Raw genomic sequence first — 12,086 nt, forward strand, 5'->3', positions numbered from 1 at the left:
GTGACCTCAGGCATCCCCCTCTCCCGAGTTGAATCTTTTTTAGCAGGAAATACCTAAAATTCTCACTGCCCCTTCATTAAAGCCAATCTCCTCAGAAACTGTCAACCAAGCCCTTGTTTCCAGGTTTTTTCACTCTGAAATTAGCCATCATTTTCAGCGATAATCATCCACTTCTTTGCAATACAAGATGCCCTGAGTTTCTCTTGATCAGCCCTGATTAAAAAGGGATATCTTATCCAAGAAATGAAAGCGGTCTCATGAGAATGGACTAAGAGGAAATTAAAGTTCCTCTCGGCTGGGCAATTAATAAACAAACTTATCCAGTGAAATGTTCCTTTTAAAGAAAAATGAGCGATAAATAAAAATAAAGCTAAAGACAAGTCAGCCGAGGCCAAGAAAAAAGGCCCTGATCATAGTCAGCAGCCTCTTGCATTCTTTATCCAATTATTCCCGCCACCAGGTGTCATACAAATTAATCGGCAGGTGGCGTTTATGTTGGGATTTTTGGTACCAGTTTTCGATAGTTTGGGCGTCTTGGTCACTCACTTCCCGCCCTTCCAGGTAATCATCAATAGCCTGGTAGGACACTCCCAAGGCCTCTTCATCCGGCAATTGGGGCCGGTCATCCTCTAAGTCAGCGGTGGGCACCTTGTCATAGAGGTGGGCCGGGCAACCCAAGGCCTTGAGTAACTGCTTGCCTTGACGCTTGTTTAAGCGCCAGAGAGGAACAATATCAGAGGCTCCGTCACCAAACTTGGTATAAAAACCGGTCACGGCTTCAGCAGCATGGTCAGTACCTACCACCACCCCACTAGATTGGCCGGCGATGGCATATTGGACCACCATCCGTTGCCGGGCCTTGATATTGCCCTTGTTGAAGTCGGAAAGCTCCAGCCCCGCTGCCTTTAAGGCGGTCACTTGTTGGTCAACCGCCCCTTTAATATTGACCTCCAAGACCTGGTCAGGTTGGATAAAAGCCAGGGCATCCTTAACATCTTGGGCATCGTACTGTTGGCCGTAAGGCAGGGTCACCGCAATGAATTGATAGGTCTCATCTTGGGTCGTTTGGCGGATTTGTTCAATGGCCATTTGGCACAACTTCCCCGCCAAAGTGGAGTCCTGCCCCCCACTGATCCCCAAGACCAAGGTTTTCAGGAAAGGATAGCGTTTGAGATAGTCAGTAATAAAGGTCAGGCTGCGCTCAATTTCATCATCACTGTCGATGCTAGGCGTCACTTTTAAGGCTTGGATAATCTCTGCTTGTTGTTGTCGCATGGTCTTATTCTCCTCATCTTCCTGCTTCAATCGACGCTGGTCTAACTAATCCGCATTGACTGGGTTCTTCTTGGCCCCAGCTTTGACCCGTTCATGGATGGCATGGATACTATCCATCTTCAAGTCATAGAGTTCTTGTGACAAGTCCACTGGGTAAGCTTCTGGGTTGAGGATGCGTTTGTATTCGTCCCACAGTGCCGCTAAGCTTTCTTCCGCATAGGCCTTGACTTCTTCTAGAGCTGGTAGGTCATAGACCCGTTTGCCATCTTGGTAGATGGTTTGTAGGAGCGGACGGGCAGAAAAGTCTTCAACCGTCTTGTTAATGTAGGTATAGGTAGGATGGAACATGTAGAGGGGTTGACTGGTATCAAGCTCTTCATCTTCAACCGTCACATAGTCACCCTCAGACTTACCATCCAGGTTATTGGTGATCCGCCAAATTTGTTTCTTACCTGGGGTGGTCACTTTTTCTGGGGAAGAGGAAAGTTTCATGGTTGGCACCAAATCACCCTTTTCGTCTTCAATGGCACATAACTTATAAACCCCACCCAGGGAGGCTTGGTCATAGGCCGTAATTAACTTAGTCCCGACACCCCAAGAATCGACCTTAGCTCCTTGCATTTTTAGGTTAAGGATGGTTTTTTCATCCAAGTCATTGGAAGCGACGATAATGGCATCAGGATAGCCAGCTTCATCCAGCATCTTACGGACGCGTTTAGAAAGGTAAGTAATGTCCCCACTATCGATACGGACACCGACAAAGTTGATCTTGTCGCCCATTTCTCGGGCCACCCGAATAGCATTAGGAACGCCAGAATTCAAGACGTCATAGGTATCCACTAAGAAGACGCAATTCTTGTGGGACTCGGCATAGTGCTTAAAGGCTTCATAGTCAGACCGGTAGGCTTGGACCATGGCATGGGCATGGGTCCCTGAAACAGGAACGCCAAGAATCTTTCCAGCCCGGACATTGGACGTAGAGTCAAAGCCACCGATGTAAGCCGCCCGCGCTCCCCAAATGGAGGCATCGAGTTCGTGGGCCCGGCGTGCGCCAAATTCAGCTAAGGAATCATTGCCACACACCGTCCGAATCCGTGAAGCCTTGGTAGCAATCAGGGTTTGGAAGTTAATAATATTCAAGAGGGCGGTTTCAATCAATTGGCAGTCAGCCAAACTGCCTTCCACTTGGAGGAGAGGTTCATTGGCAAAGCAGACTTCCCCTTCAACCATGGAACGGATGGTTCCGTTAAATTGGAAGTTGGCTAAGTAGTCCAAGAATTCCTCGGGATAATTTTGGGTTTCACGCAGATAAGCAATATCCGTTTCGTTGAATTTCAAATTATCTAGGTATTGGGTCAAGTGCTCTAAACCAGCAAAGATGGCATAACCATTTTCAAAGGGGTTATTACGGAAATACATTTCAAAGACGCAACGTTGGTCAGCGTTTCCCGCCTCCCAGTAGGTCTTCATCATATTAATTTCATAAAGGTCAGTGTGTAAGGCCAGACTATCATCTGGATAGATTGTCATTTTTTTCACTCCACATTCTCTTAATTTTGCTTCAACTTAGCGTTATTTGAGTGTTTCTATTATACCATTTTACCAGCTAAAGCCATAGATTTAACCCCAATTGTAACATAAATTAACGATCAGTAAGCCCTAGAGTGCGACGGGTGCAACAAAGATCGATAACACTGGAGCTAAAGAGCAAAAATTCTTGAAAAGAATTTCTTGCACTTTAGTGAAGTGGAGATCGATCTGCACCCGGAGCAGGTTTGGATAGAGTGCGACGGGTGCAAAAAAGGCTGGAATTTGCTCCCAGCCTGTTAAAAAGTAATTGTTTTTCTAGACATGTGTTTTAGCCGCACTTTGAAGTTGAGTTCGGAAGGGTGAGGGGATGTCCTTTCAGAAAAGTTGAACGATCAGCAAGCTGAGTTCGAACACCAGTCTTGAAGTCACCCTCACGTCCTTACCAAACCTGCTCCAAAAGTCAGCCCTGACGTCCACTTCACAAACTATGTACGATAGGCATTCGCCTATCTCCCATAGTTTGCTCCAGTGGTTCAGGGCTCTTTACGACTTTTGTCGCACTCTTATTCCACTAGTTCAATCCCCATTTTTTCGATGTCTTCGCGGTCTTCTTTGGGCAGGTTATCTTCATCAACCCCACTGGAGGAAACTTTTTCGAAGAGGACTTTAATGGTTTGTAAGAGGATCTTCATATCCAAAATCAAGGAATAGGTCTTGATGTAAATAAGGTCAAAGTTCAACTTACTATTAAAGTCAGAAGCATATTTCCCATAGACTTGGGCGTAACCAGTTAGGCCGGCTTTGACATTATGGCGCAAGTAGTAATGGGGGTTTTGTTTTTGGAACTGGTCCACAAAGAAGGGCCGTTCTGGACGGGGGCCAACTAGGGACATGTCCCCCTTCAAAATATTGATTAGTTGGGGTAATTCGTCAATCCGAACGGCCCGGATAAACTTACCTACTGGGGTAACCCGCGAGTCATTCTTACGAGCGATGACCGGCCCGGATTTGACCTCAGAGTCGACTACCATAGAGCGGAACTTGAGAATTTCAAATTCCTTGCTATTCTCAGTAATCCGGACTTGCTTGTAGAACACCGGGCCCCTGGAAGTTAGCTTAATGGCAATGGCGGTTAAGAGCATAATTGGTGAAGCGATGATTAACAGGATCAAGGAACAAATAATATCTAAGCCGCGCTTGATCAAGGCCTGGTCGGCAGGAATCCGAAAGTCAGATGTCTCAATAATCGACTCATCTTCAAAGCTCATGATATTGGGGTTAACCATAACCAGGTTCTCAAACTTGGAATTGAGGAAGAGTTTCTTCTCTTTCTGCATGAGGAGCCCATATATTTTTAATTTCTCTTTTTCAGGAATGGACGAAGCCATATAAACAATATCGATATCGTCCAGACGTTTACAAATATTATTATAGAAATCCGATAAAACCACATGGGTTACCAGGTGACGAGAGCTCTTACTATTCTTAAAGTTATAAATGGCCGAAAAAACCTCATCTTCGTAACCAATAATCATGACCCGCTTGGTCGAAGCATAGCGACGGTAGATACTAAAGACCAGACTCCTAAAGAAATACAGGAGGGTCACACTGACAAAGAAATCAATCAAGATCACTAAGCGAGGAAAGGCAAACCAACGCCCGATAAAGCTCAAGATCATGGTCATGGCTGCAATCAAACCCTGGTCAATCAAGGTAATAAAAAATAGGTCTCCCCGAGTCTTGTTGTAGAGGACATAGACCCCGGACAAGAGGTTGATCACTAAGAAAATCAGCATGATCCAAGGAAAGACACTCTGGAAGGCCTCCCCATTTTCTAAGGGAATATAGCGACTTTGATAGCGGATTAAAAAGGAAATCAGATAGGAAAGGAATAAAATCAGCGCCTCAGTTGCCCAAATGACAATGCGGTACCAATTGGTCCATTCTCCATTTTTTTGCATGGCTTAAAGCCTCCTCTGTAGATTCTTCCATCAAAAAAGAGCGGCTGAACCGCTCTTTCCTAGTTCATTAGGCCTATTTTAGCACAAAAGCAGGCAATGAGAATAGCTGCCCTGTTAAGATTCATTTAAATCTTACTGGCCATTCGCCGCTCCACTCTCCGTAGTTGTTGGTGCTGTGCTTTCAACCACGCCACTTTCGCCTAGATGAGATCCTTGCTCGCCCCCAGAGGGTTGCGGGCTTGGGTCCACACTCGGTTGGTTGGGTTGCCCTTCTGGTTGTGGGGCGGGTTGGCTGGTTGATGGCGTGTTTGTTTGACTATTTTCTGAACCGGTTTGACTATTTTGACTAGCTTCTTGAGGTTTTTCAGCCGGAGAGGATTGGCTGGTATGACTACTGGAAGCTGGTTGACTAGGGGATTGGCCTTGAGAAGTAGAAGCTTGGGTCTGAGATTGAGATTGTGATTGATTATTTGCAGGTTGCTCTTCTCTTGCTTGTTGCTGTCTAGCCGGACGGTTTTGCCGGCTTTGTTGTTCATACTGAGCATTGGCTTGGTCAGCTGCTTGGCGCAAGCGTTGGCTTTCTGCTTGTAGGTTTTTATTTTCCTCTTCTACCCGACTTTCTTCACGCTTAGCTTCCGCCTCAATTTTTTCTTTTTCTTCTGAGCTTGCCTTGGCATCATTAGCCGCTTGTAGCTTGCGATTGCGGATAACATCGATCACTTCTTGATGAGCCTTGCCTAAGCGATCTAATAATTCCGCCTTCAAATAAGGATTGTCTTCTTTTTCAATCTTTTTCTCCATGTCCTCCATGGCTTGGTCTAATTGGTCATAGGTCAAACCGGGATTGTCTTTGAGCTTTTGAATCGCTTCATCAAAGGCCTTAAAGCGTTGGCCTTGTTTATCCGCTTGGTCGACTAAACCATTGAGGGTCTGGTAGAATTCATCAGCCTGGCTGGGCCAGTTTTTGACTTGGTCTTCCTTAAATTGATTGAGGTCATCCTCTTTAAGGTCTTTATTGAGCAAGACATATTTCTGCACCGTCGCCCCATTCAAGGCCGGTTTATCCTTAATCTTTTCAAAGAGATGGTTGACCCCTTCTTGAGCCTTAAAGCGCGCTTCCACTTGGTCCAACTGCTTATTCAGGTCCTTGCGCGCACCGGAATAACGGTTTAGCCCTTCCACTTGGCCTCTCACTGCTTCAATTTCAGTTTTAGCGATATTTTCTTTTAGGAAAGTTTTATGGTCATCATAGTACAGGGCGGAAACTGCCTTTTCAGCGGCCTCCACGCTCCCATCACTTTTTTCCTGCTTGATGTCTTGGTTCTGCATGACCGCGTAAACACCGCCGCCCAAGACGACCACCACGGAAAGTAAGGCAACAATGACTGCTTTCCAATTCAGCCGTTTCTTCATATTTTCTCCGCTCCTCATTACTTATTCATTGATTGAGATCAAAGTCTCAACTTGACTTACTAAATTTTATCATTCATTAGACACTTAGTCTTCATTCTACTATTTATTTACCGCAAATACAGCCATTTTAAGAAATTTTTATAAAAATGACCATAAGAAAAATAAAAAAGCACCCTCTAAGGAGAATGCTTTAACAGCTTGAATAGTTATTAGCCTTCCGGTAAGACCTTATTTAGGGCCATGGCTACAATGGAGGCCACTGAAATTGGTGAACCGAAGAAATATTGGAGAACGGGTGGTAGGCTCAAGAGGAAATCGTTAGGCATGTATTGGATCAAGACCACCGTCCCTACCGATAAGGCAATCAGGAAGGTTTCCTTTTCCTTGATCTCCACGTTTTGCAAACTTTGCAAACCGGCTAGGAAAATCGTTCCACAGATGACCAGGAAGACCCCACCAATAACGGCACCAGGAATGACTGAAATCAAGGCGGATAATTTTCCGGACAGGCCAAAGAGAATAAAGAGTCCACCAGCGTAATAGAAAACAGGGAGACTGGCGACCCGGGTGAGGGAAATAATCCCTGCATTGGATGAAAATCCTGTTACCGGGCTGGTCCCCAAGAAACTGGTCAGGAGACAACCCAAGGCTTCCCCCACCACCCCTTTATTAATCCGTTCCTTGCTTAATGGGCTTTCTGAAGCATTAGCTAGGGCAATCCAGGCTCCAGTTGATTCGGACAAGAGCAGTAAATAGATCACCAGCATGGTCAGAACCGATGGAAGGTCAAATTGGAAGGAAAAATCTTTAAACATAACCATGGGTAAACTAAACCAAGGGGCAGCCGCCACCGGACTCAAGTCTAAAACTCCCATAAACTGGGCCAGGACACAGCCAATCAAAAAGGTAATCAAAATCGAGCCGATCCGGCAGATCTTACCGGCAAAACCGGTCAGGCGGTTGCCTAAGAGCGTGGCCGTTACCATGCTAATGATGGCTACCAAACCCAGGATTAAATTTTGACCGACACTGGCTTGGGGCGCAGTGTAGATGTTATTCACCGCTGCTGGCATCAAAGACAGCCCGATACAGAGTAAGAGGACGGCCCCTACAATTTGCGGGATAAAGTAATTAACAAATTTATCCATCAAACCGGAAAAACCCAGTAAGAGTAATCCCAAGGCCCCTACTAAGGCTGCCGACATGGCAACGCCCCAACCAGCAATACCGCCGCCATTGGCTAAGGCAATCCCACTAATGGCCGCAATGGGAATAAAGGAAGCCCCTTGCGCTACCGGCAGGTGCATGAGCTTGGTTTGGATAATCATAGCCAGGCCACAGGCGATAAAGGTCGATTGAATCACAGCTGACATTTGACCGGTGCTGAGTCCGACAATCCCAGCGATAATCATGGGGCCAATATAAACATTCATGGACAGGCCATGCTGTAAACCCAGGGTTAGCGCTTCAGAGCCAGGAATCTTGTCATCAATACCGGCTTCTAAGTGCGAGTTACGAGGCGTGCTTGACATAGGTAGAGTTTCCTTTCTTAAATACGAACATTATTAAATCATACATTCCTATTATACGGAATTATTGTCAGTTATCAAGTGATTTCGCGAATTATTTTCCATGATTTTAACAATTTGTTCGCTTTCTCCTCCAGTTAAGGGGCGGAAGTGGCCAGTTTTCAGGTCAGGGTCCAGCCGGAGCGGGCCTAAAGACAGACGTTTTAAGTGGGTGACCTTGAGTCCATTGGCGAGGAACATCTTCTTGACCTGGTGACGCATGCCCTGATCAATAGTTAAGTAAGCCTGGCGAGGACCGATAATTTCGAGTTGGGCAGGCCGGCAAGTCGTCCCATCAGTAAAGGTCACCCCGGCCTGGAATTTTTCCACCAGGTCAGCTGCCAAGTCGCCATTGACGGTCACCTGATAGGTCTTAGGCATATGAAAACGCGCATGTTCGAGGAAGTAATGGAGCTGACCATTATCGGTTAACAAGAGTAAACCTTCCACGTCCCGGTCCAAGCGGCCCACAATGGAAGTCCCTTGGTAGCGCTCAGGTAAGTGGTCATATGGCGTGGGCCAATGGGAATCTTTTTTGGCGGAGACTTGTCCTGCTGCCTTGTTATAGACCAGGTAGTGGTGGCCTAAGCCTTGGCCAATCCGCCTGCCCCGATAATAAATGGCCATCAAGTCGGGATCTAGGGCCTGGTTAATATCGACTAGGGCTCGGCCCTTATAGAAGACCTCCCCGGCATGGATAAGACGTTTGGCCTTGGTGGCTGATAAGTGACATTCTGCTTGAATGAGATCCAGTAAGCGCATAAAAAACTCCTTTAAAAAAACGTCCCTCCCTACTAAAAGCAAATAGTAAGAAGCAAGACGTTGGCTGAATGTGATTTAAAATAAAAAAGACCTATTTTTTCACTCGATCAAAGACACTGCCGATGATAGGCACCAAAACAGCTGCCGCAATAATTTCAAAAATAAAGTTGATCCCTAAAGCCCCCACAAAGGTTCCTAAAACAGCGGTTTCGGGAATGTTCAAGGCTTTGGCATAGGATTCGGAAGAAAAGAGAGCGGTCATGATAATGACTAGGGAGGTATTGGTAATGGTCCCTAGAGCCCCAATAATAATCCGGCTGACTTCCGGACGCAGCCACTTAGCTAAGAAGCGAGCTGCCCAGCCCGACAAAAAACCGACACAGACCCGGGGCAGCACCGATACCAAGGGATTTAAAAAGATCGGTGACAGGATGGTGGGTTGGATCATGTTATGGAAGAGGGACAAAACGCCCCAGACCAAACCCAACATGGCGCCTGAAGCCGGTCCCAAGACCATGCCCCCGGCAATAACAGTGATATGGATGATGGTCACATTGGCTGGCCCCAAGGGAATGTAGCCGATCCAGGGGACAAAGGTCTGCATAATTAAAATCGCAATAAATAAACTACTGATGGTTTTATTTTGTAGGGCGGTATTTTTTCTTCTAGCCATCGCTAGCTCCTTTCCGTAAGTGAGCGGTCAACTGAACGAAGCGCTGGGTCAGTTGGGCCGTTAACCCCCAAAGATTTTCTTGATCGATATTATAAAAAGGGATTTCCTCCACATAGTTCTTGAAGCGGTAGTTTTTCCCTCCTGGAATACGATCATAAGGGAAGTGATGGCCACGGTCAAGTCTCGATTCCATCCGGTAAATTTCAGGCTGGTCTTGGTCCAAATCGGCTAAAGGCACGGTAAAGACGTGCTTGACCTCGTCCTGGTTAATGGCTAAGTCGTCCAAGTGATCGATGGTTAAATAAGCCACATAAGCCGCGATGACCCGCTTGGTTTGAACGATATAGTCCATTTCGCCGAGAACTTGAATTTTATCACGATCGATTCCCAATTCCTCCTGGGTTTCCCGGACCGCCGCCTGGGCAAAGCTTTCCCCTGCTTCTACCCGACCACCCGGAAAAGCAGCATCACCAGCTTGAGAAATCCCCGGAGCCCGGTGTTCATAGAGCAAGGCCGGATCTTGACCTTTAAGAGAAACGATTGGGATTAAGACCGCATAAAAGCGTTCCACCCCCAGAGGCTGACCCTCATAGTCCCTGAAAAAGGCTTGGTAGTCTTTTAACATGGCTCTTCCTCCTCAGCGCCTATTTTACCGCTCACTGAATCCATTCGCTAGCTAGTTTTTATTAATAAACTGGTCGACCACGTGGCTGATCCCCTCTTCATCGTTGGTGTGGGTCACAAAGTCAGCCACAGCCTTGACACTGGCCACCGCATTGCCCATGGCAACACCTAAGCCCGCCCATTCAATCATGGTCAAGTCATTTTCCTGGTCCCCAAAGGCCATGGTTTGCGCTTGATCCACCCCAATTTCTTGGCTCAAATGAGCTAGCCCGGCCCCCTTATTGGCATCAACCGGATTAAATTCTAAGAAATAAGGTGCAGACTTCACAATATTCCAACGGTTAAACCAGTCTTCTGGCAGGTCTTGGCGGACCGTTTCTAAGTAGGCCGGGTCGCCAGTCACCATCAGTTTATTAACCTTGGCTTCCGTCTCAACAAAGTTCTCAATCTTAATGGGCATCCCGGTTAACTGGGCTTCATGAGCCATATATTGATGGTTGGGTTCCTTGAGGCCGAGGACATTGTGGTCATCATAGGTATTAATATCCACATCATAGTCGGCTAGAAAGTCACAAATTTCCCCAACTTCAGCAGGGGGAAGAATAGCTTCAAAAATCACCTGGTTGTCTGACCAAGTATCCACAATCCGGCCCCCATTGAAGCTGGATAAATAGCGGACCAAATCCTTACCGACCAGGTCTTGGATCAGCTCCACCCCAGGCAAGGGCCGGCCGGAAGAAATCACGATTTCAATCCCCGACTCCTTCATGGTCTTTAGGGCCTGGTGGGTGGCCTCACTCAAGCTGGAGTCACTCTTTAACAGGGTGCCATCAACGTCAAAAGCAGCTAATCGATACATTTCTTTAAATTCCTTTCATTTTCTAATGGATTAAGAAGTCATTGGCTTGGCTATTGACCTGAACCTCCATATCACCTTCGTAGGAAATAATGACAGGGTCTTGGCCCAAGCACAAGCGGCCATCAGTCACCGTATAGGTGTCATCGTTCAACAAGTTGGTATAGTCGCCTGAAGGCAGGGAGAGCTCCACTTCACAAGGCGTTTGGTCATCAGTCTTCAATTTAAAAATGCCAAACAAGTGTTGCTTGTAATAATGGTAGCCACAAATAATGATATTGGGCTTGACGCCCCGGTAGAAGAAATAGCCGCTCTTGCAGGCTTCGCGCTTCTTAATCAAAGAGAGGCGTTGGATCATCTCAGTCATGTCTTCATTGGGAGTCCAGTCCATGCTTTCCGCCTTGTCCCAGGGAATAGAATCAGTTAGGCCGTATTCTTGCCCCATGATCAAGTGGGCCATCCCCTTCTTAAAGAGGGAAAAGGCGGTCCAATTCCGCAAATCCGCCTTGGTCTTAACATGGGAAGCAACCCGGGGGTGGTTAGCAAATTCCAAAGCCCGGTTTTTCACGGCGGTGAAGGGCAGCTGGATCTCGCTTAAATTCAGGACATAGATTAGATTATCCAAGTCCAAAATTCCGTGGTAAAAACGCAAGTAAAATTCCGCTAAATTGCCCTCGTCCAGGACATCAAAGTTACTATAGAGCTCTCCTTCGGTCGAATAGTGAACATTATTCATCCGCAAACGAAACATGGTCGTATCAGTGAGGAGGTTACCCATCCAGTAGAAATAAGGATGGACGTCCTCCACTTCAGCCCGGGCACTATTCCAAAACTCGGTGCGGATCAATTGGGCATCGCGAATGGAAAAACCATCCACATAGAGGGCCCACTCCTTCAAGGTGGCAATCAATTCATCCCAAAGTTTAGGGTTAGAAAAGTCGAGGTCTACCCCCTTCTCATAACCCGGAAAACGGGTATAGACCTGGCCTTCCTTATTGCGCAAGAAGTAAGTTGGTCGGTCTTGAATAACCTCTGAATCCTTGGCCAATTGGGTCATGGGAAATTCAATCACCAGCTGGATGCCCGCTTGATGGACTGCATGAACCAAGTCCTTAAAGTCCTCCATGGTCCCATAGCTAGGGTCCACATCCTTAAAATTCTTGACAAAATTCGGGTTACCAACCTCCCCTTCCGGATGCTGGTCGGTCACGGGAAAAATCGACGCCAAAATTAAAATATCCACGCCCAAGGCCTTTAGACGGGCTAAGTCAGGGATGACTGCTTGAAAAGTCCCCGCTTCAGTATAATTTCGGATAAAAATTTTATAAGCTAACTTATGCCTTAAGGTCAAATTGGTTACCTTAGCCATTGGTCCATGTCACGCTCCTTTTTTGAAAGTGCCTACACCTTTCTTCAGTCGCTTT

General features: G+C 46.6%; 10 protein-coding genes. All 10 read right to left on the minus strand.

Translation table 11 applies throughout. The features are described from left to right. Positions 1-444: 444 nt before the first annotated feature. The gene (gene nadE, locus AWM73_RS07575; RefSeq protein ID WP_060778770.1) at positions 445-1,275 is read right to left on the minus strand and encodes an ammonia-dependent NAD(+) synthetase; all 831 of its coding nucleotides are present in this window, start codon (positions 1,273-1,275) and stop codon (positions 445-447) included. A gap of 45 nt (positions 1,276-1,320) precedes the next feature. Beyond that, positions 1,321-2,805 (minus strand): nicotinate phosphoribosyltransferase, encoded by a 1,485-nt coding sequence (locus AWM73_RS07580; RefSeq protein WP_060778771.1) that lies wholly within the window; start codon positions 2,803-2,805, stop codon positions 1,321-1,323. Positions 2,806-3,368: 563 nt separating this feature from the next. Then, complete coding sequence (locus tag AWM73_RS07585) at positions 3,369-4,766, minus strand: sugar transferase (RefSeq protein ID WP_060778772.1); 1,398 nt, start codon at positions 4,764-4,766, stop codon at positions 3,369-3,371. A gap of 132 nt (positions 4,767-4,898) precedes the next feature. Then, positions 4,899-6,179 carry a hypothetical protein gene (locus AWM73_RS07590; RefSeq protein ID WP_060778773.1) on the minus strand — a complete coding sequence of 427 codons (1,281 nt, stop codon included), beginning with the start codon at positions 6,177-6,179 and terminating at the stop codon, positions 4,899-4,901. A 209-nt stretch (positions 6,180-6,388) separates the two neighbouring features. Continuing rightward, a complete protein-coding gene (locus AWM73_RS07595; RefSeq protein ID WP_060778774.1) occupies positions 6,389-7,711 on the minus strand; it encodes a uracil-xanthine permease family protein in 1,323 nt (440 codons plus the stop codon). A gap of 51 nt (positions 7,712-7,762) precedes the next feature. Next, positions 7,763-8,509 (minus strand): pseudouridine synthase, encoded by a 747-nt coding sequence (locus tag AWM73_RS07600; RefSeq protein WP_060778775.1) that lies wholly within the window; start codon positions 8,507-8,509, stop codon positions 7,763-7,765. Positions 8,510-8,600: 91 nt separating this feature from the next. Beyond that, positions 8,601-9,182 (minus strand): ECF transporter S component, encoded by a 582-nt coding sequence (locus AWM73_RS07605; RefSeq protein ID WP_060778776.1) that lies wholly within the window; start codon positions 9,180-9,182, stop codon positions 8,601-8,603. Beyond that, entirely contained in the window at positions 9,175-9,807 is a 633-nt protein-coding gene (locus tag AWM73_RS07610; protein WP_060778777.1) for an NUDIX hydrolase, read from the minus strand. The genes AWM73_RS07605 and AWM73_RS07610 overlap by 8 nt, the downstream gene beginning before the upstream one ends. A gap of 51 nt (positions 9,808-9,858) precedes the next feature. Continuing rightward, positions 9,859-10,665 (minus strand): Cof-type HAD-IIB family hydrolase, encoded by an 807-nt coding sequence (locus tag AWM73_RS07615; protein ID WP_060778778.1) that lies wholly within the window; start codon positions 10,663-10,665, stop codon positions 9,859-9,861. 22 nt (positions 10,666-10,687) lie between these two features. Next, positions 10,688-12,031, minus strand: a complete 1,344-nt coding sequence (locus AWM73_RS07620) for an alpha-amylase family glycosyl hydrolase (RefSeq protein ID WP_060778779.1) — start codon at positions 12,029-12,031, stop codon at positions 10,688-10,690. Between the last annotated feature and the right edge of the window lie 55 nt (positions 12,032-12,086).

The organism is Aerococcus urinae, from assembly GCF_001543175.1.
Classification (GTDB): Bacteria; Bacillota; Bacilli; order Lactobacillales; family Aerococcaceae; genus Aerococcus; species Aerococcus urinae.

Coding starts and splice junctions, on each gene's coding strand:
- nadE (WP_060778770.1), bottom strand. CDS start 1,275: ATGCGACAACAACAAGCAGAGATTATCCAAGCCTTAAAAGTGACGCCT.
- AWM73_RS07580 (WP_060778771.1), bottom strand. CDS start 2,805: ATGACAATCTATCCAGATGATAGTCTGGCCTTACACACTGACCTTTAT.
- AWM73_RS07585 (WP_060778772.1), bottom strand. CDS start 4,766: ATGCAAAAAAATGGAGAATGGACCAATTGGTACCGCATTGTCATTTGG.
- AWM73_RS07590 (WP_060778773.1), bottom strand. CDS start 6,179: ATGAAGAAACGGCTGAATTGGAAAGCAGTCATTGTTGCCTTACTTTCC.
- AWM73_RS07595 (WP_060778774.1), bottom strand. CDS start 7,711: ATGTCAAGCACGCCTCGTAACTCGCACTTAGAAGCCGGTATTGATGAC.
- AWM73_RS07600 (WP_060778775.1), bottom strand. CDS start 8,509: ATGCGCTTACTGGATCTCATTCAAGCAGAATGTCACTTATCAGCCACC.
- AWM73_RS07605 (WP_060778776.1), bottom strand. CDS start 9,182: ATGGCTAGAAGAAAAAATACCGCCCTACAAAATAAAACCATCAGTAGT.
- AWM73_RS07610 (WP_060778777.1), bottom strand. CDS start 9,807: ATGTTAAAAGACTACCAAGCCTTTTTCAGGGACTATGAGGGTCAGCCT.
- AWM73_RS07615 (WP_060778778.1), bottom strand. CDS start 10,665: ATGTATCGATTAGCTGCTTTTGACGTTGATGGCACCCTGTTAAAGAGT.
- AWM73_RS07620 (WP_060778779.1), bottom strand. CDS start 12,031: ATGGCTAAGGTAACCAATTTGACCTTAAGGCATAAGTTAGCTTATAAA.